Origin of the sequence: Acinetobacter boissieri (assembly GCF_900096955.1) — a bacterium.
GTDB classification, from domain to species: domain Bacteria; phylum Pseudomonadota; class Gammaproteobacteria; order Pseudomonadales; family Moraxellaceae; genus Acinetobacter; species Acinetobacter boissieri.
Genome location: NZ_FMYL01000011.1, coordinates 12,033 through 37,013 on the forward strand (window position 1 = coordinate 12,033; position 24,981 = coordinate 37,013).

23 protein-coding genes, 1 tRNA gene and 1 pseudogene are annotated in these 24,981 nt (G+C 39.3%); 8 read left to right on the plus strand and 17 right to left on the minus strand.

Annotated elements, in window-relative coordinates; all coding sequences use genetic code 11:
- Positions 1-120: 120 nt before the first annotated feature.
- Positions 121-1,536: an alkaline phosphatase gene (gene phoA, locus BLS38_RS10920; protein ID WP_092749529.1), complete on the minus strand. Its 1,416-nt coding sequence runs from the start codon at positions 1,534-1,536 to the stop codon at positions 121-123.
- 244 nt (positions 1,537-1,780) lie between these two features.
- On the opposite strand from phoA, the gene BLS38_RS10925 reads away from it, so the two are divergent.
- A complete protein-coding gene (locus BLS38_RS10925) occupies positions 1,781-2,323 on the plus strand; it encodes a glutathione peroxidase (RefSeq protein ID WP_092749531.1) in 543 nt (180 codons plus the stop codon).
- Between the two features lie 9 nt (positions 2,324-2,332).
- Here the strand turns inward: BLS38_RS10925 and BLS38_RS10930 are convergent, their stop codons facing one another.
- From BLS38_RS10930 to BLS38_RS10980, 11 genes are all read right to left on the minus strand, one after another.
- Entirely contained in the window at positions 2,333-3,214 is an 882-nt protein-coding gene (locus tag BLS38_RS10930; protein ID WP_092749533.1) for a D-hexose-6-phosphate mutarotase, read from the minus strand.
- Positions 3,215-3,317: 103 nt separating this feature from the next.
- Positions 3,318-3,737, minus strand: a complete 420-nt coding sequence (locus BLS38_RS10935) for a F0F1 ATP synthase subunit epsilon (protein WP_092749535.1) — start codon at positions 3,735-3,737, stop codon at positions 3,318-3,320.
- A gap of 17 nt (positions 3,738-3,754) precedes the next feature.
- Positions 3,755-5,149 carry a F0F1 ATP synthase subunit beta gene (gene atpD / locus BLS38_RS10940; RefSeq protein WP_092749537.1) on the minus strand — a complete coding sequence of 465 codons (1,395 nt, stop codon included), beginning with the start codon at positions 5,147-5,149 and terminating at the stop codon, positions 3,755-3,757.
- 31 nt (positions 5,150-5,180) lie between these two features.
- Positions 5,181-6,050, minus strand: a complete 870-nt coding sequence (atpG, locus tag BLS38_RS10945; protein WP_092749539.1) for a F0F1 ATP synthase subunit gamma — start codon at positions 6,048-6,050, stop codon at positions 5,181-5,183.
- A 58-nt stretch (positions 6,051-6,108) separates the two neighbouring features.
- Positions 6,109-7,653: a F0F1 ATP synthase subunit alpha gene (gene atpA, locus BLS38_RS10950; RefSeq protein WP_092749541.1), complete on the minus strand. Its 1,545-nt coding sequence runs from the start codon at positions 7,651-7,653 to the stop codon at positions 6,109-6,111.
- Positions 7,654-7,693: 40 nt separating this feature from the next.
- Positions 7,694-8,230, minus strand: a complete 537-nt coding sequence (locus BLS38_RS10955; protein ID WP_092749543.1) for a F0F1 ATP synthase subunit delta — start codon at positions 8,228-8,230, stop codon at positions 7,694-7,696.
- Between the two features lie 12 nt (positions 8,231-8,242).
- Entirely contained in the window at positions 8,243-8,713 is a 471-nt protein-coding gene (locus BLS38_RS10960) for a F0F1 ATP synthase subunit B (protein ID WP_092749545.1), read from the minus strand.
- Positions 8,714-8,750: 37 nt separating this feature from the next.
- Complete coding sequence (atpE, locus tag BLS38_RS10965) at positions 8,751-9,005, minus strand: F0F1 ATP synthase subunit C (RefSeq protein WP_092749547.1); 255 nt, start codon at positions 9,003-9,005, stop codon at positions 8,751-8,753.
- Between the two features lie 81 nt (positions 9,006-9,086).
- A complete protein-coding gene (gene atpB / locus BLS38_RS10970) occupies positions 9,087-9,962 on the minus strand; it encodes a F0F1 ATP synthase subunit A (protein ID WP_092749549.1) in 876 nt (291 codons plus the stop codon).
- 109 nt (positions 9,963-10,071) lie between these two features.
- On the minus strand, positions 10,072-10,464 hold the full coding sequence (locus BLS38_RS10975) for an ATP synthase subunit I (protein ID WP_092749551.1): 393 nt from the start codon (positions 10,462-10,464) through the stop codon (positions 10,072-10,074).
- A gap of 168 nt (positions 10,465-10,632) precedes the next feature.
- Positions 10,633-11,475 carry a metal ABC transporter solute-binding protein, Zn/Mn family gene (locus BLS38_RS10980; protein ID WP_092749553.1) on the minus strand — a complete coding sequence of 281 codons (843 nt, stop codon included), beginning with the start codon at positions 11,473-11,475 and terminating at the stop codon, positions 10,633-10,635.
- A gap of 146 nt (positions 11,476-11,621) precedes the next feature.
- Here BLS38_RS10980 and BLS38_RS10985 point away from each other — a divergent pair, with 146 nt between their 5' ends.
- From BLS38_RS10985 to znuB, 3 genes are read left to right on the plus strand one after another with little or no spacing between them, the layout of a single operon-like run.
- Positions 11,622-12,116 (plus strand): transcriptional repressor, encoded by a 495-nt coding sequence (locus BLS38_RS10985; RefSeq protein WP_092749555.1) that lies wholly within the window; start codon positions 11,622-11,624, stop codon positions 12,114-12,116.
- Positions 12,101-12,877 (plus strand): zinc ABC transporter ATP-binding protein ZnuC, encoded by a 777-nt coding sequence (znuC, locus tag BLS38_RS10990; RefSeq protein WP_092749557.1) that lies wholly within the window; start codon positions 12,101-12,103, stop codon positions 12,875-12,877. Before BLS38_RS10985 ends, znuC begins: the two co-directional genes overlap by 16 nt.
- A gap of 3 nt (positions 12,878-12,880) precedes the next feature.
- The gene (gene znuB, locus BLS38_RS10995; RefSeq protein ID WP_092749559.1) at positions 12,881-13,678 is read left to right on the plus strand and encodes a zinc ABC transporter permease subunit ZnuB; all 798 of its coding nucleotides are present in this window, start codon (positions 12,881-12,883) and stop codon (positions 13,676-13,678) included.
- 3 nt (positions 13,679-13,681) lie between these two features.
- Here znuB and BLS38_RS11000 read toward each other — a convergent pair whose 3' ends face one another.
- Positions 13,682-13,924, minus strand: a complete 243-nt coding sequence (locus tag BLS38_RS11000) for a hypothetical protein (RefSeq protein WP_092749561.1) — start codon at positions 13,922-13,924, stop codon at positions 13,682-13,684.
- Between the two features lie 37 nt (positions 13,925-13,961).
- Complete coding sequence (locus BLS38_RS11005) at positions 13,962-15,041, minus strand: DNA/RNA non-specific endonuclease (RefSeq protein WP_171258578.1); 1,080 nt, start codon at positions 15,039-15,041, stop codon at positions 13,962-13,964.
- A gap of 229 nt (positions 15,042-15,270) precedes the next feature.
- Between BLS38_RS11005 and BLS38_RS11010 the strand changes: the two are divergent.
- Positions 15,271-15,489: pseudogene (locus BLS38_RS11010) on the plus strand (hypothetical protein); the annotation flags it as partial.
- 88 nt (positions 15,490-15,577) lie between these two features.
- Here the strand turns inward: BLS38_RS11010 and BLS38_RS11015 are convergent.
- The gene (locus BLS38_RS11015) at positions 15,578-17,458 is read right to left on the minus strand and encodes a potassium transporter Kup (protein ID WP_092749565.1); all 1,881 of its coding nucleotides are present in this window, start codon (positions 17,456-17,458) and stop codon (positions 15,578-15,580) included.
- 121 nt (positions 17,459-17,579) lie between these two features.
- Between BLS38_RS11015 and BLS38_RS11020 the strand changes: the two genes are divergently transcribed.
- Together BLS38_RS11020 and BLS38_RS11025 are read left to right on the plus strand one after the other, a co-directional pair.
- Positions 17,580-17,669: transfer RNA gene (locus tag BLS38_RS11020), tRNA-Ser, on the plus strand.
- Between the two features lie 456 nt (positions 17,670-18,125).
- Positions 18,126-19,754: an inorganic phosphate transporter gene (locus tag BLS38_RS11025; protein ID WP_092749567.1), complete on the plus strand. Its 1,629-nt coding sequence runs from the start codon at positions 18,126-18,128 to the stop codon at positions 19,752-19,754.
- A 117-nt stretch (positions 19,755-19,871) separates the two neighbouring features.
- Here BLS38_RS11025 and BLS38_RS11030 read toward each other — a convergent pair whose 3' ends face one another.
- Together BLS38_RS11030 and ybaK are read right to left on the minus strand one after the other, a co-directional pair.
- Entirely contained in the window at positions 19,872-21,062 is a 1,191-nt protein-coding gene (locus BLS38_RS11030; protein WP_092749569.1) for a multidrug effflux MFS transporter, read from the minus strand.
- A 302-nt stretch (positions 21,063-21,364) separates the two neighbouring features.
- A complete protein-coding gene (gene ybaK, locus BLS38_RS11035) occupies positions 21,365-21,844 on the minus strand; it encodes a Cys-tRNA(Pro) deacylase (protein ID WP_092749571.1) in 480 nt (159 codons plus the stop codon).
- Between the two features lie 290 nt (positions 21,845-22,134).
- Between ybaK and ptsP the strand changes: the two genes are divergently transcribed.
- Complete coding sequence (gene ptsP, locus BLS38_RS11040; RefSeq protein ID WP_092749573.1) at positions 22,135-24,981, plus strand: phosphoenolpyruvate--protein phosphotransferase; 2,847 nt, start codon at positions 22,135-22,137, stop codon at positions 24,979-24,981.

A 24,981-nucleotide genomic window follows, 5' to 3' on the forward strand; every position in this document is an offset into this window, starting at 1 on the left:
TAATTTTCTCTTGAGATCACTAAATATTTTAAATTATGAATTAATTTTCATTTTAAATCTAAATAACAAAGGACTTGTCAAACAGGGTAGATGTTTGACAAGTCCTTAAATATATAACGACTATTTAATTTTAAGCGCGTCTTTCATAATAAAGAATAAATCTGTTTGGTCAGTTAGACCAACAATATTTGCAGCTCTCGGGCCATACGCAGCAACACGGACTTGTGAACCCGTATGCTCTTGGCTACCTTTATCAGATGTTGCATAGTTTAGAACCATTGGCGCATTATCTTGAGTCAACAACTTCACTGTTTTACCAGGGCTTGGTGAATCTAGCGGTACAATTTGGCTCGTATGCGCATGATCTCCCGTTAAAATAATAAGCGTATCTGGGTTTGTTTTAGCAAAAGCCAATGCCGATTGAACCGCTTCGTCTAAAGCCAACGTTTCACCAATTTGACCACATGCATCTGCTTCATGGTTACGTTTATCAATAGATGCACTTTCAACTTGTAGGAAAAAACCCTTTGGATTCATTTTTAGTAGATTAATCGCTTTATCCGTCATTTCTTTTAAGCTAGGCGTAGACGCTTTATACTCTGGATTCGGTTGGCAACGCTCTGCTACTTTTTCATTACCCCCATGTACTGCTTCGGGACCCAACCATCTCACTGCTAAATTACCTGATGCAAATAAACCAAGTACGGGCTGTTTTTGATTTGCTATAGTGATTTTATCTAGCTCTGATTTATCTGTAACCACCTGATAGTTTTCAGTTTGAGCCTGCTCTAATAAAGTTTTACCCTGAAACTTCCCTGCAGTTGCTTTCTCTTGGAAGGATTTCATACCCCCACCAAAAGTAACATCAGCACGCGCATCTAATAACTGTTCAGAAATTGAACCCAAACCACCATTTTCTAAAGCCTCTTTTGGACATAGCTTAGTTGTAGATGATGGTGAATAACATTTGCGTTTTGGTACATGTGACACAAGTGCAGCAGGTGTTGCATCTTGTAGTTCAGAGGTTGTGACATTACCAGTTGCATAGCCTGCTTTTTTTGCCAAAGCTAAAATAGATGTTTGTGGTTTATCATAAATATCTACACCTAGGGCACCATTATATGTTTTAACACCTGTTGCCCACGCAGAAGCAGAAGCGGCGGAATCTGTCACATATTCAATACTTTTATCTTTATTTAAAGCGTATGTTGTATAACTACCTGTGAACGGTAAGGCATCTATACCAGGGAAATAACCACTTGCACCTTTAATATAGTTACGTGCACTGGTAATTTCAGAATCGCTTGTGCCATCACCAATAATTAAAATGATATTTTTAACATGACGGTTATTAATTGCAGCTTTTAATGCTTGGCTACGCTCTTCTTTTAAACGCGTTGCACCTGAAAATTGAGTAACATCACCTTTTACTTGAGGTGCAATTAAATCACGATTATCTGCATATGTTGTAATTGATAATACTGAACAGCTCACCAGTGCCATGAGTGTGGAAAGTACTTTTTTCTTATGTATCATGAGATACTTACCCCTATATTGATATTTATAAAAATTAAAATGGTATTAAAACTTAATTTTATGACACATTCATGTCATTATTTTTGTAATTTCAGAGATATAGCCATAAAAGTAGTTTCATTTTTTAATTTAAATATCGAACATCACACAATTTACATAGCCTCTACATTAAAGCGCATGTGTAATCACCATAATAATAAAGTAAGATATTTGATTCATGTGATCTCAATGAAAGGGTAATACAATGGCGAAGATTTATGATATTCCTGTTCAAAATATTAAAGGACAAGATAGCGACTTAAAAAGTTATCAAGGTCAAGTACTTGTAGTCGTAAATACAGCATCTAAATGTGGTCTCACACCACAATATGAGGGTCTGCAAAAGTTATATCATGATAACAAGTCACACGGACTCAGTGTATTAGGTTTTCCAGCGAATAACTTTTTACAACAAGAACCTGCATCTAACGATGAGATTGAACAATTTTGTTCTTTAAATTATCAGGTAGATTTTCCTTTATTTGCAAAGGTTTCTGTATTAGGTGAAGACAAACATCCGTTATATCAATACCTAACTAGCGCTCAACCACAACGTATAGGTGGAAAAGAGTTTACAGAGAAGCTTAAAAGTGCATCTATTCCTGTGGCAGATGAACCAGAAGTCTTATGGAACTTTGAAAAATTTGTGATTGGCAAAAATGGCGATGTTGTTGCTCGCTTTTCGCCAGACACACTTGCAACTGACCCAGAATTTTTAGAATGTATTCATGCTGAATTAGCAAAATAATAGGTTATTTTAATGAGAAATCATTAACTTATATATTTTAGACTGATGAGGTGCTAGTTTCACACTAGCACCTTTTAATTGACCACACTCTAAACATAAAAATTTTTGCCAAGCATGATCATCTACATCAGCTAAACGCTGGGTTTTATCTATCCAAGGGTTCCATACTACAGCGCCACTGGCATCGCTCTCTACATAGATGAGTGGCTTTTGTAACGAAGAGATTTCAAATATTCCTTGTGTCTTTAAATAAATTCTATCTATTTCTTGTTTAATTTCAATATATTCTTCTGCTTGTGTAAAACACTGCATATCTTGTAACTGGTCAATATATTCCGTATGACGAAGCCCTTTTATCTTTGCTGAAGCAATATCTGTAGGGAAATAGCTGTGCCAAGCAAATTCATATTCAAAACTTGCATCACCTGTATTTACTACTTCAAAATGTAATGTCAAATTCTTCTGACAACGTATCTTTATTTGTATTTGAAATGAATGATTCCATAAACTGCGTGTATGGGCTGTATCTTTTAATTGGAATACTAACTCGTGGCCTGTACTTTCTGAATAAATCGCATCAATTAACTGCCATGGAAGGTAACGAGCAAAACCATGTGCAGGGTATGTTGAATCTATTTTATGTCCACCAAACCAAGGAAAACATAGTGGAATACCGCCACGAATTGCTTTACCTGGTTTGTACTGATTCAGCTCGGACAACCAAAGTAAATCCTCTTTAGTTTGGTTTGTTTTAGACTGAAATTTTAAAATTTGAGCACCTTGTAACGAAATGACAGCACTACAAAATTGATTTTGAATCTCAATAATTTCAAGTTGGCTTTCAGATAAAACTGTATATTTCATACCGTAGATCGATTTTAAATCTGGCATATTATTCTCTTATTTTTTTCTAAATACATATCATGGGCATTATCATAAAATAAAGAGAAATAAAAAAGCCACCCTTAAGGGTGGCTTTTTCTACATCAACAATTTATTTTGCACGATGCTTCATTTTACGAATGGTTTCGAGCTGTCCTGCAACCTCTGAAAGAGATGCAAGCGCCGCTGCAGTGTCCAAATCACTTTTTTGATTCGCTAATAATTGTTCAGCATGTTTACGTGCTTCTACAATTGCGACTTCATCTAAGTTTTCTGCACGTACAGCAGTATCAGCAAGTACAGTAACTACATGAGGCTGCACTTCAAGTACACCACCTGACACATATATTACTTCTTCTGTACCATTTTCAAGCACAACACGTATTGGACCAGGTTTTAGCAAAGTTACCAGTGGAGCGTGACTTGGCATAATACCTAACTCACCACCCACACCTTTAGCAATCAACATAGTCACTGTGCCAGAGAATAACGACTCACCAACACTTACGACATCACATTGCATCGTTGCCATGAGATGATCTCCTTAAATTAGAGTTTCTCAGCCTTAGCAATCACTTCGTCAATGCCACCAACCATATAGAACGCTTGTTCTGGAATATGATCGTATTCACCAGCGAGAAGACCTTTAAAGCCACGAATCGTTTCTTTAAGCGATACTAGTTTACCAGGAGCACCCGTAAACACTTCTGCAACGTGGAATGGTTGAGAGAAGAAACGTTGGATTTTACGTGCACGGTAAACAACCAATTTATCTTCTTCAGCCAATTCATCCATACCCAAAATTGCGATAATGTCTTTTAGCTCTTTGTAACGTTGCAAGATGTTTTGTACTTCACGTGCAATGCTATAGTGCTCTTGACCAACAACCAATGGATCTAATTGACGAGATGTCGAGTCCAGTGGATCAATCGCAGGATAAATACCCTGAGACGCAATATCACGACTCAATACAACTGTTGCATCTAAGTGAGCAAATGTTGTTGCAGGCGATGGATCTGTTAAGTCATCGGCAGGTACATATACTGCTTGAATCGATGTAATCGAACCAGACTTAGTCGATGTAATACGCTCTTGTAGTACACCCATTTCTTCTGCAAGTGTTGGTTGATAACCTACTGCAGATGGCATACGACCAAGTAATGCAGATACTTCAGTACCCGCAAGCGTGTAACGGTAAATGTTATCTACAAATAACAATACGTCACGACCTTTACCGTTTTCATCTTTTTGATCACGGAAATATTCAGCCATGGTCAAACCAGTCAAAGCAACACGTAAACGGTTACCTGGTGGCTCATTCATTTGGCCATAAACCATCGCTACTTTGTCAAGGACGTTAGAATCTTTCATCTCGTGATAAAAGTCATTACCTTCACGTGTACGCTCACCAACACCAGCAAAAACAGACAAGCCTGCATGTGCTTTAGCGATGTTGTTGATTAACTCCATCATGTTTACAGTTTTACCAACACCGGCACCACCAAACAGACCAACTTTACCACCTTTTGCAAATGGGCAAAGTAAGTCAATGATTTTAATACCAGTTTCTAGTAAATCAGTTGATGCAGCTTGTTCTGCATATGATGGTGCAGGACGGTGAATTGGTAGATGAGACGATGCCTCAACTGGGCCCGCTTCATCGATAGGACGGCCTAGAACGTCCATAATACGACCTAAAGTTCCGTCACCTACTGGTACAGAAATTGGGCCCTTAGTATTGGTTACAGGTAGACCACGTTTAAGGCCTTCTGTTGATCCCATTGCAATTGTACGTACGATGCCATCACCAAGTTGCTGCTGAACTTCTAAAGTAGTTTCAGTACCATCAACATGAAGCGCATCATAGATTTTAGGAACACTGTTTCGTTCAAACTCGACGTCGATAACCGCGCCGATGATCTGAATGATATGACCGCTACTCATTGCTGTCTCCTCAATTCAAATTTCAATATTATTAAACGGCAGCGGCACCACCAACGATTTCAGAAATTTCCTGAGTAATCGCGGCTTGACGCAGCTTGTTATAAACGAGTTGTAAGTCTTTGATTAGCTGACCTGCATTATCTGTTGCTGCTTTCATCGCAACCATACGTGCAGACTGCTCACATGCGATATTTTCAATCACACCTTGGTAAACCATTGACTCAATATAGCGAACCAATAAACCATTCAGCAGTTCTTCTGCATTTGGTTCATAGATATAGTCCCAACCATAGTTACGGTCTAGGTCTTCGCCTTCATCTGCTTGTGCTAAAGGAACAAGCTGCTCAACTTTTGGCTTTTGTGTCATCGCATTGACAAAACCATTCGACACAAGATAGATACGATCTAACTCGCCTTTGTCGAAAGCATCAAGCATGATTTGTACTGAACCAGAAAGCTGATTGAGCGTTGGTGCATCACCAATTTGAGTATTTGCACCAAGCACTTTGCCGCCGTAGCTTTTAAAAAACGACACCGCTTTTTGACCAATTAAAGCAAATTGAACTTCAATTGACTGCTCTTTTTGTTGCTTAACGTGCTGAACAACTTTTTTAAACAAGTTAATGTTTAAACCACCTGCTAGACCACGATCTGAAGACACGATGATATAACCAACGCGCTTTACAGGACGATCTACCATGTAACGGTGTTTGTATTCAGGATTCGCTTGAACTAAATGAGCAATAACACGGTGCATATTTTCGGCATAAGGGCGCCCTACCGCCATACGCTCTTGCGCACGACGCATTTTTGAAGCAGCGACCATTTGCATTGCACGCGTAATTTTCTGCGTGTTTTTAATGCTGGCTACTTTGGCGCGAATTTCTTTTAAATTTGCCATATGCTTAACCTACTGTTCGAAAGTTTTTTACCACTTTCGAACATTGATCCGTGAAAACTTAGTAAGTTTGAGTCGCTTTGAAGTTCTCAATACCTGCTTTAATTTGAGCTTCGATGTCTTTGTCATATTTACCAGTAGCATCGATGTCTTTCATTAAATCAGCACGTTCTGAGCGGAAATATGCAATCAATGCTGTATCAAAATCTACAATCTTTTTCACTTCAACATCAGACATATAGCCTTCGTTTGAAGCATAGATTGAGACTGCTTGGTCAGCAATTGAATATGGTGCATACTGCTTTTGCTTCATTAATTCAGTTACACGTTGACCGTGCTCTAACTGCTTACGTGTTGCTTCATCAAGATCAGAAGCAAACTGAGCAAATGCTGCAAGTTCACGGTACTGCGCTAATGCTGTACGAATACCACCAGAAAGTTTCTTAATGATTTTCGTTTGTGCGGCACCACCAACACGTGATACAGAAATACCCGCATTTACTGCAGGACGAATACCCGCATTAAATAATGATGTTTCTAGGAAGATCTGACCATCGGTAATTGAAATCACGTTTGTTGGTACAAATGCAGATACGTCACCTGCTTGTGTTTCAATAATTGGTAGTGCAGTCAATGAACCTGTTTGACCTTTCACTTCACCTTTAGTGAATTGCTCGACATAGTCTGCAGATACACGAGATGCACGCTCTAACAGACGCGAGTGAAGATAGAAAACATCACCAGGATACGCTTCACGACCTGGTGGACGACGTAATAGTAATGAGATTTGACGGTAAGCAACGGCTTGCTTAGACAAATCATCATAAATAATTAACGCATCTTCACCGCGGTCACGGAAGTATTCACCCATTGTACAGCCAGCATACGGAGCAAGATACTGCATAGCAGCAGGATCAGCAGCGGCAGCAGCAACAACAGTTGTATATGCCATTGCACCCGTTTCTTCTAACTTACGTACAACGTTTGCGATTGTTGACTGTTTTTGACCAACAGCAACATATACGCATTTAATACCAGATTCTTTTTGAGCAATAATGGCATCGATTGCCATTGCTGTCTTACCTGTTTGACGGTCACCAATAATCAACTCACGTTGACCACGACCTACAGGAATCATTGTATCTACTGATTTATAGCCAGTTTGTACTGGCTCGTCTACGCTTTGACGCCAAATTACACCAGGTGCTACTTTTTCAACAGCATCTGTTAATTTTGCATCAATTGGGCCTTTCCCATCAATTGGGTTACCCAAAGCATCGACAACGCGGCCTAGAAGTTCAGGACCTACCGGAACTTCTAATACACGACCTGTACAACGTGCCTTTTGACCTTCTTGAAGGCTAAGGTAGTTGCCTAAGACAACGGCACCCACTGAATCCTGTTCTAGGTTCAGTGCCATACCAAATAAGCCGCCGTCAAATTCGATCATCTCACCGTACATTGCATCAGCAAGGCCGTGAATACGCACGATACCATCAGATACCATAACAATGGTACCTTCAGTTTTCGCAGTTGCGCTAGTGTCCAGATCGCTGATACGCTGTTTAATGAGCGCACTGATCTCGGATGGATTCAGTTGTTGCATTGCGCTATTCCTCAATCTTTTATTAGTTCAGTCTTTTGCTTTAGGCAAGAAGACGAGTCCGCATTTTCTCAAGCTTACTCAACGCAGAGTCATCTATCACTTGATCGCCTGCACGAATCACAACACCTGCAATAAGTGCAGGATTAACGCTTACAGAGACTTTAACACCACTGTTAAAGCGTGTTTCTAACGCTTTAGTCAGTAACTGTTCTTGTACTGCTGTTAACGGAAATGCTGATTCAATGGTGATATCAACAATTTTGTTAAGTCGTGATTTGAGCTCTTCATATTCACTTAATACTTGTGGAAGTAATGACAAACGGTCATTTTCAGCCAAAAGTAAAATGAATTTTGATAGTGACTCTGATTGTGCTTCACCTAAAACGTGCGTAAAAAGCTTTAATTGCCCTTCCGGAGTAATCTCAGGACGGTTCAAATAAGCGGAAAATGCTTCGTCTTGCACCGCAGCACTGAGCATTTGTAATGCATTTGACCAATTGTCAGTTACACCTTGCTCAGCAGCATAAGAAAAAGCTGCTTTAGCGTACGGGCGTGCCAACGTCAAGAGTTCAGCCATATCTCGCCTCTCTTAGAGTTTCGCAGCCAGCTGAGTCAGCATGGCATTGTGAGCTTCTGCATCAACATTTTGGTTAAGAATTTTTTCTGCACCATCTACTGCCAAAGCAGCAACTTGTTGACGTAATTCTTCGCGAGCAGCATTGATTTCTTGATCAGCAGTATCTTGAGCCTGTTGACGAATACGTTCACCTTCAGCTGTTGCCTGTGTACGTGCTTCTTCAACGAGTTGACTGGCACGACGATTTGCCTGTTCAATCAATTGTGCTGCTTGAACTTTTGCCGCATCAAGTTCATTTTTCACTTGAGCTTGAGCATCAGCAAGATCTGCTTTTGCTTTTTCTGCAGCATTTAAGCCATCAGCGATTCGACGTTGACGTTCACTAATCGCATTGATTAGCGGTGGCCAAACAAACTTCATGCAAAATATGACGAAAACTAAAAATGCAATTGCTTGACCAAATAATGTGTAGTTGATATTCATTGCAATTCCTCAATCACATAATTTTGGAATATACGAATTAACCTACTAAGCCAACAAACGGATTAGCAAAAAGAATGAATAGACCAATACCAACGCTGATCATTGGGATCGCATCAAGAAGACCTGCAACAATAAACATACGTGTTTGAAGTTGTGGTGCAAGTTCAGGTTGACGTGAAACAGCTTCTAAAAAACGACCGCCTAACAATGCAAAGCCAATACCAGTACCTAGTGCTGCAAGTGCAATTAAAAGAGCGACTGCAATCGCAGATAATCCAACTACTAATTCCATGAAAAAACCCTCAGAGGTTAGGTTATACCAAATTAAAATATAAATTACGCCTAACTCTATTAATACAGTTAGGCAATACCATTAATGTTTTTCGCTTGCCATACTCAAGTAAACGATTGTAAGCATCATAAATACAAAAGCTTGCAGCGTAATTACAAGAATGTGGAAGATTGCCCAAGGCACAGACAGCGCCCATTGTGCCCACCATGGTAGTAATGCGATCAGAATGAAGATTAACTCACCTGCATACATGTTACCAAATAGTCGTAGCGCCAATGAAACTGGTCGTGCTAGGAAAGTTGCCAATTCTAAAACTAAGTTTACCGGAATAAGCAATACTTTAAAAAACAAATTACTTGGGTTAAATGGGTTGAGTGCAAACTCGCCAACAAAACCACCCACGCCTTTTTCACGTAAACCATAAAAAATTGTCAGTGCAAATACAGACAACGACATACCTAAAGTTACGTTGATATCTGTCGTTGGAACAACTTTAAAGTAAACATGGTGCGGGTCCATATCAAATACATTTGCACCGATGGCCTGCGCTAGATATGGAATAAAGTCAACAGGGATCAAATCCATTAAGTTCATGAGGAAAATCCACACGAAAATGGTCAGTGCAAGTGGGGCGATCAGGCGAGATTTACCATGAAAGGTATCTCGAACGTTAGAATCAACGAACTCAACGATCATTTCTACTGCAGCTTGCAATTTTGTAGGTACGCCAGCATTTGCAGCTCTTGCAACCAACCAAAAAATAAAGCAGAAAATAACGCCAAGGCCAATTGACCAACCCATTGAGTCCAAGTGAATAGCAGAAAACCCCATCTCTTGAGCTTCTTGTGCATTCTCAGCCAATTTCCATGTCCCATCTGGCGTTTTGCCATAGGTCATATTGGTTAAGTGATGCTTAATATACTCGGTCGAAGTCAGGGCATGTTCTTCAGCAGCCATAAATCACACCTGGTCAATGTCAATTACGAAAAAGAGAAACGAATACTGCGTACTGCAAATGTATCTCGTGTCTCTCCAATAATATTCAATTTTATGTGCTTATACTTGTTTATCGTGTTCGTCTAGACACCAAAAAAGGTGCAACCCATGACATCATCTGAACAAGTATAAAACCACAAAACAATGCAACTGGTGACAACGGTTTAACATTGTTTAAAATTAAAGCAAATCCAATCATAACAATCGCAAACTTACCCATCATTCCTTTATACATATTTAAAAGCACTTGCCTTGAGGCACGTGCTCCTGCAGTACGAAAAGACTGCCATGAAAAATAGCTACATGCGAGCCAACAAACCAATGCACCAAGTGCAATACTTTTTGCCGCTGTCCCATCTTTCAAAAGCCATGCAATAAAGGCTGAAACTGGAATCATTAATGCTTGTAAACAGACCTGAGCTTTGGCAAAGCGTAGATCAATCATGCGCTTTACTTGAGCCATTTTGGCTGACACCTAACATGAATGTTCAAAAGTTTAACTCATGATCGTTTTTAGTCGCAGGCATTATAGAGGCCCCCCCCTCAACATGCAATCTTTTCCGACAGTTAGCGTCACCTTTTTGGTAAAAACAGTTTTTTTTTTAATTTAAGCTTAAGTTAAGCCTGTTTTTTAAGATTTGATGGATGTTTGTACGCATTGATGAATTTTTTGCGCAAGATCTGTCCATGCTTTAATAAAATCATTTTCCCCTTTTAAACTTTCATCAACAGGTTGAAATTGGATGGGTTGCAACTTCTGATATTGACTGCGGTTCGCCTGCCCTTCTGCAAGTAAACACATGCTTGGATAGGGTCTAGTGTCATTTAGGTATTTAATTTGCGAAACTGTCGGTGGTACATGCGGGTCACTGGTGAGTGTACCTGCAATTTTAATATTTAATGGCCGCTCAATATATTGGTACGCATCATGATAAGACCAATATTTAAGTGGTGCTTTATGTTGGCCAAATTGACGTGTAGCCAATAGGAATTTTTGCGAAAATGCACGAGCATTCGCCCAATATTGTGCTTTATATTCAGGGTGTTGCTTTGAGCGCGTTGCTGCAATAAAAAATGCTATTCTGACTGCATTATTTGGCTCAAGCCATACGTGAGTATCAACTGACTGTGCAATATCATTCCCTTGAACATCTCTTAAAGGCAATGTATTTAGCACACCAGATGACAGTAAAGAAAATGCTTTAGAGTTATCGGCCAACAGTTTATTCAAAGGTGCTTCATGTGCTTTACCCAACCAAATAATAAGTTCTGCATCTTGTATACTTTTACGGTTCTCTGGTGTTAGTTGTATGTCATGCCCAGATTGGTTGCCTAATAATAATTCTGGTTGCTCAATACCTTTCGTGACCTCTTGGGCAATCAAATACAGTGGGTGGATGGAAACGACTAGCCCTTTCGCCCATAGACTGTGACTGTAAAAAACCAACATCAATACTGCAACTAAACGTGCCATGTGCTATCTCATTTCTGCCAAACATGCTCTCTTGATCGTTATAATATAACATTTTACGTTATACTGTAACATATATCAGAAATATGCTAATATAGGCTTGAAAATACACACTCAAAATATCTTATTTTTTAAGTCAGGTAAATTATATGGCATCATGTACTCATTCACATGATAATACAGTGCATGGCGTACATGATCATGCAGATCTCAATACACGACTACTTGAAGCTGAAAGCCTATGTAGCAGTCATCATGCTCGCCTTACGCCTCTTAGAAAAGAAGTATTGTCTTTAATTTTACAGGCCCAAGGCCCAATTGGCGCCTACGATATTCTCGCACAAATTAAAAACACCTCCGATAAACCAGCAGCCCCACCCACTGTTTATCGTAGTCTAGACTTTTTGCTCGATATGGGTCTCATTCATAGACTCAGTTCAATTAATGCGTTTATTCCATGTTGCCATCCTAGAGAAGGTCATCAAGCTGCGTTTTTAATTTGCTCAAACTGTAAAGCAGTCAAAGAAGCTTCCGCTGACTCTGCACTGAACCAACTCTATACGTTAGCAGATTCAGATCAATTTAAGATTCACCATACCACGATTGAAATTTCAGGAACATGTAACCAGTGCAACCAAGCTTAACCCCTGAACTGATTTCACTCGATAATATTCATGTTCAACTTGATGAACGTCGTATTTTGACAGGTATAGACTTCACACTACATAAAAATGAAATTGTGACTCTCATTGGCCCAAATGGTGCGGGGAAATCCACTTTAATTAAAGTATTACTTGGGATTGTAAAACCCAGCCAAGGTCGTATTCAAAAATCGAGTGGCTTAAAGCTGTCTTATGTGCCACAAAAATTTCACCCCTCGTTAAGTTTACCTCTACGCGTCAAAGATTTACTCGACTTAGAACAATGTAGTAAAAAAATCAAACAGCAAATTATTGAAGAAACAGGTATTTACAAACTACTTGACGCTAAAGTGCAACTGTTATCTGGTGGTGAACGCCAACGTGTACTCTTGGCAAGGGCATTGCTTAGACAACCTCAAGTGTTAGTTCTTGATGAACCCATGCAAGGGCTTGATATTCAGTCTGAAGCAGAGCTGTATGCATATGTTCGTACACTACCTGAACGCTACGGTTGTGCTGTGATTATGGTTTCACATGACTTACAGTGGGTTATGCAAGGTACGCACAGAGTGATTTGTTTAAATAAACATATTTGCTGTAGTGGCTCACCTGAAAATGTACAACAACATCCTGAATATTTGGCTATTTTTGGTACACAACGCACGTTTTATCAGCATCATCATGACCACTGTGCTCACGGCGATACGCCAACTACATGTCAGCATGAGTCTACTCCTCATATTCACCCTGAAGCGGACGTATAAATCGTGATGGAATGGTTACAATTACTACTCCCTGCATGGGTGATGGGCAGCTTACTTATCTTCTTAACAGCCCCATTGGGGTGTTTAATGCTGTGGCGTCGTATGTCTTTTTTTGCAGACACGATGGCACATGGTACTCTACTTGGAGTTGCAATTGCAGGACTACTCGCACTGCCTTTATGGCTAGGTGTGTCTTTTTTAGCATTATTACTGGTCGCCATTTTATGGTTTTTACACGACCGCCGTTTGCCTAATGACGCCCTCTTGGCTTTATGCTCTGCAACACTGCTATGTAGTGGGCTTCTTTTAATTCAACAGCTCCCCCTATTAAGACCAGAACTACAAAGCTATTTATTTGGTGATTTACTCACCATTAACTGGTCTGATTTGCCATTATTTTCTGCTGTGATTGTCGTTGCTATCAGCATTTTATATATTTTTTGGAGACCTCAAGTTCAAATTGCCATAGATACAGATATTGCAATCAGTGAAGGTGTAAACGCAAAGTTACAACGTCTGGTCTTTATGTTGTTGTTAGCAATGTTTACTGTCTTAGCTCTACGTGCAGTAGGTTCATTGCTCATGGGTGCGCTGCTCGTTATTCCTGCATTAACTGCACGACTTTTGGCGCACTCACCTAAGCAAATGGTATTGTTTGCATTTATATTGGGTCAAGTCGCTTTATCTATTGGGCTATGGTCAAGTGCACTGCTCAATATTGCCACGGGCTTAAGTATTGTACTGACCATGGCAATATTGTTTTTTAGTATTTTCACACTGCAAAAGATCATTAAACACTAAAGACTACAAGAATGGATTTTCAACCTCTTGCTTATCTTGAATCTTAACTTTTTCGGGTAAGTCTTTTGTTTCTTCTAAAGCAGTGACCAAACTATTCACAAAGGATTGAAGTGCTTTTGCTGTTTTTAATCCATCTTGATCTTTACTGACTTGCAAGTTGCCATAAATATTGACCCGATCTTCGCCATTTTCCAAGGTTAAGTCATATATTGCAGATGACTCATCTGTTTCAAAGGGTTTAAACATGTTGTTATCCTCTATGTTATTGTGTGCGATGTATTGATTATGATTTAGCCATCATCTTCACAAAAAACTCAAGTAAATCCATCAATATTCTTTTTAAGAATAGAACTAAGCTACTGTGTGTGGCGTCTTTTGATACAACGTCACCCTCTCCTGATGGACGATTAGGTGCAGTAAATTGTTTCTTCAATGCGGTTAATTCTTCAGGAGTTACTTCTTGTGCACAATTACTTTTTGTATCTGTAGATAAATATGCAGGTGTTCGATTGGCTTTTACATCTGCAGTTGATTCTGGTAAATCGTAAACTTTTCTTTTCGTGGCTTCACTTAATGTTGGAAAAATATTTATACCTGTAAGTGCTTCAATTTGGCAAACACTCACCACATTCACCTGCAAAGAATTATTATTTGGTGCGTAATATGCACCAATCACCCCTGTTTTTGGATAATAGACTGCTTTAAACACGACAGATGGTACAAAAACACCATTACCGATGGTTTGAATTTTTTGTCCAGCAAAAATAGGCCCTGTTACCACATATACATCTTGCTTTTGTTTTGTGACCATTCCTCTGGTCGCTTCTTCAAGCATACGCCATATTTCTTGATTATTTTTAGGAGCTTGTGGCACCATATTGGCCAATGAAAAACTATCATATTGAGACAGTTCATCTGGCATATCACCATTAGGTGACATATGCCCTCGATCGTAACCCGAACCTTTATAATCTCTTAAAGTCGATCTATATATTGAACTGACCCGATCTTCTTCATGAAAGCTATCTTGGCGCTTAATCTTTTGACTCAAACGTTCAGGGGTTAAATATTCTGCACTCCAAAAAGGCGTTTTAGACACCCCAGAATACATCACATTAAAACCATGAAAACAAATCGGTGTTGTATTTTTCTTTAAGCTGTCTTTGACTAAATAAGGTGGTGCGTGGTTATAAAACTGGCTGGTACACGATGTTTTCGACCAAAGACTATCTGTTGTACCTGCAATTGCAGTATGTGGCAGTAATACACCAAGTACTATACTCAAGTAAATACCACTAGAAATTGTTGCTTTTTTACTCATAACATAGGTTTTAAAGCAATTTAAAGCAGTCTCAGACTTCATATTTTTTTCAAACAAAATAATTTAAGACGAGATTAACAATCTCACTTTATAAAGTATATTAGTGATGCGTTAATTGTTTATAGATTGGACAGTTTACGAGCATCACCTTTTATTTGCTTACAATAGTCTGTAAAGATACACGTACTTTTGTATAAAGCATCTTTTGAAGGGTGTAAAATAGAAGTCTAACTGTTGCTATATCATGATTTCAAAGCTCTGGAGTCGAACAATGCGTCATATTTTTTTCGCCACTGGCCTATTGGTCGGTTTCTCATCGCTTCATTCTGCATTTGCAGAACCTGCTGTACAGCCTGGACAAACACTAGAAAGTCTGTCAAAGGTTACAGTATCTACGACGGTTAATGATCAGCCAGGTTCTTTGGCTAAGTTGTTACAAAGTGGGGAGTATCAACTGATTTCGCCTGATCCAATTAATACCAATGCACCATCTGCTAATACAGATAATGCAGCTGTACGCTCACAATAAAATGTGTAAGCGGTAAAAAAACCGAGCGCTGTGCGCTCGGTTTTTTTATTTAAATTTCGATTTGGCTACCCATTTCCACCACACGATTGGTCGGTATTTGGTAGAAGTCACTCACAGGGCTTGTATTACGATACATAGAAATAAATAATTTTTCTCGCCACGGCGCCATGCCTTGACCGACTGTATGTATCAGTCTGTCTCGTGAAATAAAGAAACTAACATGCATCATGTCAAATTCAAAACCAAGCTCATGATATGCTTTTTCTAGTGCTTCTGGCACATTAGGCTGGTCTTTAAAACCATAATATAAAAAGATACGATAAAAACGTTCATCTAATTTTTCAATATACATACGGTCTTGATCGGACACAAAAGGTACATCTTGCGTGACCACAGTAATCATAATATTGCGTTCGTGAAGTACTTTATTATGCTTAATATTGTGGAGCATGGCATGCGGTACAATATTTGGCGTACCGGTTAGAAAAACTGCCTCACCGGGCACATACTTGGTGTCATCACTCATGCTTACGCTTTTAATAAATAGCTCAAGCGGTAGTGCATCTTTTTCTAAGCGTTGAATAACAATTTCACGACCATTTTTCCATGTAATCAGCACTGTAAATACCACAATACCAATCGCTAAAGGCACCCAACCACCCGCTAGAATTTTTAATGATGTTGATGAGACAAAAACGATATCCATCAATAAAAATGGTACAGTAAATAATGCCAATTTCCATATAGGCCATTTCCAACCAGTCCGAGCATACGCTGTGACTAAAATGGTACTACACAGCATAGTCATTGTTACAGCCACACCGTAGGCACTGGCCAAATTCGCACTGTTATGAAAGAGTAAAATTAAAATAACGACTGAAATATACAAAACCCAGTTAATAAACGGTAGGTAAATTTGACCTTGTTCTATATCTGAGGTGTGGTGCACAGTCAAGCGTGGCAAGTAACGTAATTGTATGGCTTGATTTGCCATGGAAAACACACCCGTAATCACAGCCTGTGATGCAATAACAGCAGCGGCTGTTGCCAATGCAATCATGGGGTATAAACCCCAATCTGGTACAAGCATATAAAACGGGTTTGAAATAGCAGTTGGATCACGCAGTAATAAAGCACCCTGCCCTGCATAGTTAATCATTAAGCAAGGACAAACCACCACAAACCACGCCAAACGAATGGGACTACGACCAAAATGCCCCATATCTGCATAGAGTGCTTCACCACCTGTAAGGGTAAGCACTACAGCACCCATGGCTAAAAAAGCCACACCTGGTTCTTGTAAAATAAAGTGAATTGCCCAGTATGGATTGATGAGCTCTAAAACAAACGGCGTTTTGATAATACTCACAACGCCTAACACACCAATAGAAATAAACCATGTAAGGGTAATCGGGCCAAAGAACTTACCCATGGTTGCCGTACCATGTCGCTGTACCAAAAATAATGCTGTTAAAATACCCAGTGCAATTGGCATAAGCCATTTATTAAATGCAGGGGTTGCAATACTTAAGCCTTCAACAGCAGACAGTACTGAAATCGCTGGCGTGATAATACCATCACCAAAAAATAAAGATGCACCAATAAAACCGATCACAATAAGTAGTATTTTCTTATGTCGATTCATTTGGTTAGGGCGTAAATTTAGCGCCAATAGCGACATAATACCGCCTTCGCCATTGTTGTCTGCCCGCATAATAAAAGTGACATATTTTATACTAATTGTGAGCATCATTGACCAAAACACCAATGACAAAATACCCATAATGGTCGCTTCACTTAAAGCGATATGAGCCTCGATAAAGCATTGTTTTATTGCATATAATGGACTTGTTCCAATATCACCGAACACTACGCCTAAGGCAGCCAGTGTGATCGCATATTTAGATGGTTTATAATTTGAATTTTGCATAAAAAAACTACGTTTACTCTGCACTTAAACGAGATTTTATCACTATATAATGCTTTTTACTGTAACTGCATGCGTTTTATCTTGGCAGCCTACATTTTTTTGGGTATGATCGCCCCTCATTGGTGAGGTGTCCGAGTGGCTTAAGGAGCACGCCTGGAAAGTGTGTATACGTTTGCGCGTATCGAGGGTTCGAATCCCTCTCTCACCGCCATATTTTATTCTTATAAAAACCATGCCGTATTAAAAAGCTTAAATCTAAAGGGTTTAGGCTTTTTTTATGTGCATGTAACACACATAAAAAAATGCATTTCGTTTATCTCGAAAGGACACATTACATCACCCCAATACCCTCAACTATGCTTTAAAGTACAATATCTGTACCGGTGCTCACCCCTGTAATACGTATAATTTAGGCAAAACATCTCTCATTTCTAGATCACTGTACCGATCACAATCACTAAGTCATATCTCGTCAACAAAGGATCTGTCTTTGACTCTTTAGCATTTAAATCAAAGCAATATTATTTTAAGCTTAATAATCACAATTTTAACAATGGTTAAAATCTATACCTAATCAGATTGCGATTAAATATAAAAATCACCCTGCAATCAAACTGTCACAATCTAATTTCACACTAATGATGCCCCATAAAAATGAGTATGTTTAATGCAAGACTCTGCCTCTGTACCGCATCGTGTAGTACCCAACACACCATCAAATAGCAATGTACATCAAACATCACCCAAATGGTTTAAATATGCATTTACTACAGTGATTGTTATCGCTTGCGCATATATTGCCTTACATTTAATGGGAGATTTATCAAGTGTACCTGCTTTAAGCTCATTTTCATTTTTTATGCTTGGATTAGCACTCATTACCGCTTTGGGTTTTGAGTTTGTCAATGGTTTTCATGATACAGCCAACGCCGTTGCAACGGTCATCTATACCAATGCTATGCCCGCACCTGTGGCTGTGATTTGGTCTGGTTTTTTTAATTTTCTAGGTGTACTCAGTGCCAGTGGTGCTGTTGCTTACGGAATTATTGCCCTATTACCCGTTGAACTTATTTTACATGTGAGTAGCAGTGCCGGTTTTGCCATGGTTTTTGCACTACTTATTGCCGCAATCATTTGGAATTTAAGTACATGGCTACTGGGTTTGCCAGCATCGAGTTCTCATACCATGATTGGTTCAATTTTAGGGGTTGGCCTCATGAATCAAATACTTCACTCAGGCTTTAGTAGTGGTTTGAGTGGTATAGATGTTACTCAAGTCATGAAAGTGGTTAAAGCATTACTATTTTCCCCTTTGATTGGCTTTGGTCTTGCAGCAATTGCTTTCTTACTCTTAAAAATCACTTTAAAAAATAAAAAAACAGAACTTTTTAATGCACCCGAAAGTAATAAGCCGCCATCATTTCTTACACGCTTATTACTCATTTGTACCTGTACTGGCGTAAGTTTTGCACATGGCTCAAATGATGGGCAAAAAGGTATGGGCCTGATTATGCTTATTTTAATTGGTATTGTACCGCTGGCCTATTCTCTTAACAAAACCATGGACAGCAATGAAGTCCAAGCCTTTGCTGCACTGTCTGAAAAATCAGCTCACATTTTAGCAGCCAACCCATCACACATGGATACAGTCACCGCACGCCAAAATCTAACGCAATATATTCAAGACAAGCAAATCACCCCAGAAACAATCGTTGCTGTTGCTACACTTTCAAATAATTTAGGAAAATTGGTTGCTGACTATAAAACCATGGCCAATATTCCAGAAAGTGCCACAATCAACTTACGTAATGATATGTACTTAAGCAGTACAGCATTAAAAACATTAGAGAAAACCAATCAAATGCCACCTCAACTTACGAGTGTAGATAAGGCAACTATTGGCGAATATCAAAAAGATTTAGATCAAGCGACGCAATACATTCCCACTTGGGTCAAAGTAGCTGTTGCGCTCGCATTAGGGCTAGGCACGATGGTCGGTTGGAAACGAATTGTTGTCACTGTCGGTGAGCGTATTGGTAAAACACATCTTACTTACAGCCAAGGAATGTCGGCTGAATTTGTGGCCATGGGAACAATTCTTGCTGCTGACAAATTTGGTCTACCTGTGAGTACGACACATGTCTTAAACAGTGCTGTAGCAGGTACCATGACGGCAAATAAATCAGGGCTACAATGGAACACCATTAAAAGTATTATTTTAGCTTGGGTACTGACCTTGCCTTGTGCAATGCTACTATCTGCAACCTTATATTGGTTATTTTCTAAATTAATTTAACTTTTGTAGCATAAAACCATGTCATTCATACAACCAGTTGCATCTCTTTAATTTAGACATGCAATTGGTTTTAAAACGTTACATCAATTATATATTTACAACTACCCCATTCAATACTTATTTGGGTTCACGGTGTGGCACCCATGAAACGATTGCACTCAAGGCTGCAAAGATTGCCATAATCATAATCATTGCTTCTGGAGAGTTGGTCTTTCCAAAGGTCAGTAACAATGAAGAAATAATGCCACTACCATACTGCATTGAACCAATCAGTGCTGAAGCTGATCCTGCCATTTGGGGAACAATGTCTAATGCAGCCGCAACAGATGTTGCCGCAACAATGCCATTCATTGAAAAAAATATGAGTAAGAAAATCACTAAATGTACTAGATTCAAATGCTGCGTATAAAACAAATAGACCAAAGTCAGCATGGCACACATAGACACCGTAGTTGCCCATTTAAGTAACTTATACAGTGCTATACGGCGTACCAGTTTTTTGTTGATTAAACTGATCATCATGACACCCATAATATTTAACCCAAACAGCCAGCCATAATGTTGTGAGTCAATATGATAATAAGAAATATAAACTAAGGGTGAACCCACAATAAACGTATATGCTGCAACATAAAAGGCAGTTAATGCTAAAACGTAACGCATAAATTGCCAGTTTTTTAATAGCGCCCCATAATTTAGAAAAGCATGTTTAATCGGTTGATCTTGTTGTTGTATTTTTGGGTTATGTGTTTCAGGCAACCTAAAGATACACACAAACATAATCATACCAATGACGGCCAACAACCAAAAGATCACATGCCAAGAACTCAGTTTCAGAATTTGCCCACCAATCAGTGGCCCTAAGATAGGAGCAACAGCCATAATTAACATGAGTGTTGAAAGCATCTGTGCAGCTTCTATTCGCTGATACAAATCTCTGACCATCGCTCTTGCAAGCATGGGTGCAGTACATGCCCCTAATGCCTGAAAAACACGCCAAAATATAATTTGATCAATCGTTTGTGAAAGTGCACAGCCGACTGAACCAATAACAAACAAAACCATACCAATAAAGAGTGGTTTTTTTCGGCCAATACGGTCACTTATAGGGCCCCAAATTAATTGTGCAATTGAAAATCCAATCAAAAAACTGGTGATTGTAAGTTCAACATGGCCTTGTAAGTCGCTCTGCATGGCGGGCATAGCAGGTAAATAGATGTCTATAGATAGCGATGTAAATGCCATTAATGCACTTAAAATTGCTAACAATGTGAGTTTTGAGGGCGTTTTTTCATGGGCCTGATTCATATGTAAGACCTTTCGTTCTATTTTTGCTTTATATTTTATTACTGGCCATTTTAATAAACTTCATATCTCTGAATATCGAAAAAACATGATCAAATCATAAGACATCTAATTAAATACAGTGACATTGTTCAATCCATGCTTGCTCACATCAAAATTCAAACGAACGTAACAATCTTTGTGACGTTTTTTATCTAAGCTAAATCAAATGAATTATTCAAGTGACTTTACTCAAATGTATGAAGTATTGGCCTATTTCTCTCTTTAAATTCAACATTAGCAGTCACAACTTAAATAACAAATATTTAAACCTTTTTTTCATCAATAATATCTATAAAACGTGCAGCAAGTAATACAGATAAATCATTTGGACTTAAGCCAATATCTAACCCTCTACGACCACCACTGACATATACTTTTTCAAGAGACTGTGCAGTCAAATCTATAATTGTTTTTAAATGCTTTTTTTGTCCAAGTGGGCTGATTCCACCCACCACAAAACCCGTTAAACGTTCAGCGTCTTTAGCCTCAGCAAGGACAAGTTTTTTACAACCCAATGCTGCCGCAATTTTTTTTAAATTCAGTTGATGACTTACGGGTAAAATAGCCACATAATAGTTTTTACCATCACTCACCAATAGGGTTTTAAACACCTCGTGTGCTGGCAATGCAAGTTTTTCCACGGCTTCTAAACCATAGCTATTGGTCGAATTTGCATCATGGATATACTCATGTAACGTATAGGCAATATTTTTTTGTTTTAACAGCTTACATGCAGGTGTCATGATTTCACTTTCTTTTTTTAGCACAATAAAAGGACTTATTGTATGATGAATCTAATAACCGATAAAGTATTAAAAACACATACTTATGATTTATATAGGGTTTTTAAAAATGAAAAAATTCTCAACCTATTGAAAGTAAATTCAAGTAAACTTTCAAAGATAAATTTGTCGCCATGTCTTGTGATCAAAAGAACTGCTTTTACAGACAAAGCGTAGTAGAATTTGCCTTTTAATTTTTCCCGGAAAGGCAGCGCCTTAACTCGATTTATGATGTTTTTCAAGGATTTTTTATGTTAGCGCTAGATATACAACATGTTAGAATGAATCAGCATGCTGTTGATAAAGCTCAGGCGTTACAGTGTCTAGTCAACATTTTAGTTGAAGACCAACTCGTTACCCCTGAATACTTAGATGGTTTAAAAGCACGGGAACAACAAAGTGCAACCTACCTAGGTCAAGGCATCGCAATTCCACATGGCACGCCACAGTCCAGACAATATATTTTACAAACAGGTGTCCGCCTCGCTCACTTCCCTGAAGGGGTCGTTTGGGATGGAGAAAATAAAATATACCTTGCGGTTGTTATCGCTGCAAAATCTGACGAACACTTACAAGTACTACAAATACTTACAAAAGCACTCATTAATGATGTATCTGATCGTGTAAAAAATGCGACTTCAGCAGAACAAATTATTGAACTCCTACAAGCACAACCACTGTCTTTAGCGCTCCACGAAAACTTGATTGAAACTCAAGTCCCTGCTATAGATATAGATGACTTATTTTGGCATGCGGCACAACGCCTAAAACAACAAAAAGCGGTTGAAGCAGGCTTTATTACTGCACTTGATACCAAGCAAATGATTCACTTAGGTGAAGGCACTTGGTCCATTACAGCCAACCAGCATGTACTTAACCCTGCTGTAAGTATTGTGAAACCTGAAACTGCACTTGAATACCACGGTGAAGTCCTCAATACCTTGCTTTGTGTTGCAAGCAATGACCAACTAGACATGCCTCAGTTTAACCGTTTGATGGACATTTTATTTGATCCTGAACAACTCGAAAAACTGACTCATGAAAATGACAGTCATGAAATTGCACAAATTATTGGTGCAGACATTATTCCAGATTGGCCATCACTACATGTGACGTTAGCTAACTCACACGGTTTACATGCCCGACCTGCCACCCAATTGGTCAATGTGACTAAACAGTTTACTGGCGACATACAAGTATCTGTAGATGACGGTCAGTTTATTTCGGCAAAAAGCTTAACCAAACTGTTATCGCTCGGCTGTAAACGTGGTCAAGTACTGACATTTATTGCAGAACCTGACACAGATGCAGTGAATGGTCTAAACGATGTCATTCAAGCCGTTAAAAATGGCTTAGGTGAAGACGTTGAACCCATTGAAGAAAATAGTGTTCAAGCCGTAGAAAAAGTTGAAGTTCTACGTTTTGATGAAAGTACCGAAGATCAAACCTCGGGTATACCCGCATCGAGTGGTCTGGCTTTTGGCCCTGCACACGTGATTAAACCACGCCAGTTTAACTACGAGCGTCAAAGCAAAAATATCAAAGCAGAAACTGAAAAACTTGAACAGGCCATTCAACAAGTACAAAGCAATATTAAAGACTTTATTGCAGAGTCAAAAATTGAAGCCATCAAGCAAATTTTTACAGCACATTTGGCCATGCTTGATGACCCAGACCTCATTCAAGGCGTACATCAAAAGCTAAAACAAAATCTCTCTGCACCTGCTGCATGGCATGAGCATATTGAAGCAGCTGCGACTGCTCAAGCATCGCTCAAAGACCACTTACTTGCAGAACGTGCAGCCGACTTACGTGACATTGGTGAACGTGTACTGGCTGTACTGTGTAATGCACCTGATATCATTGAACCCAAAGAACCGTATATTTTAATTATGCATGACGTTGGGCCAAGCGATGTCGCACGTTTAGATAAAGAACGTGTTGCAGGCATTCTAACCGCAGTAGGCGGTGCAAGTGCGCACAGTGCTATTGTTGCTCGTGCGCTTGGTATTCCTGCCATTGTCGGCGCAGGTGCTGGCGTACTCAACATCGAAAGTAATGCAACTGTACTGATTAATGGTGACAACGGCGACTTTGTAATTAGCCCTGAAGCATCACTGATTGAACACGCTATTGCTGAACGTGAACGTCAACGCCAAATTCGCATTGAAGCAGAAAAACACTGTCAAGAACCTGCCATGACCTTAGATGGTCATCAAGTTGAAATTGCAGCCAATATTGGTAAAGTCAATGCAGGTCAAAAAGCTGTAAAAGATGGTGCTGAAGCCATTGGTCTACTGCGTACCGAATTGGTATTCATGGCACACAACAGTGCGCCTGACGAAGCAACACAAGAAGCTGAATATCGCGTTATTTTAGATGATTTAGCAGGTCGTCCATTGGTTGTACGTACACTAGATGTTGGTGGTGATAAACCACTCCCATACGTACCTATTCCTGAAGAAGAAAACCCATTTTTAGGTATACGTGGTATCCGTTTAACGTTGCGTAAGCCTGACTTACTACGTAAACAGTTAATTGCTTTACTAAAAGCTTCAGATAATCGTCCACTGCGTATTATGTTCCCAATGATTGGGCGTGTAGAAGAGTGGCGAGATGCAAAAGTTATTTTAGATGAACTACGTGCCGAATACCCATGTGACAACCTTGAAGTGGGAATTATGATTGAAGTACCGTCAGCTGCATTATTGTCGCCAATTTTGGCGCAAGAAGTAGATTTCTTTAGTATTGGTACCAATGACTTAACACAGTACACCATGGCCATTGACCGTGGACACCCTGTGTTATCTGCAGAAGCAGATGGCTTACACCCAAGCGTACTACTACTGATTGATCAAACGGTACGTGCTGCACACAAACATGGTAAATGGGTCGGTATCTGTGGCGAATTGGCTGCAGATCCAAAAGCAGTGCCTGTACTTATGGGTCTTGGTGTAGATGAATTAAGTATGTCAAGTACTAGTATTCCACTGGTGAAAGCACAAATTCGTCAGTTAAATTTTGCTGAATGCCAACAGATTGCACAAAAAGCGTTGCTCTGTGACAGTGCAACAGCCGTACGAGAATTAGGTGAATAG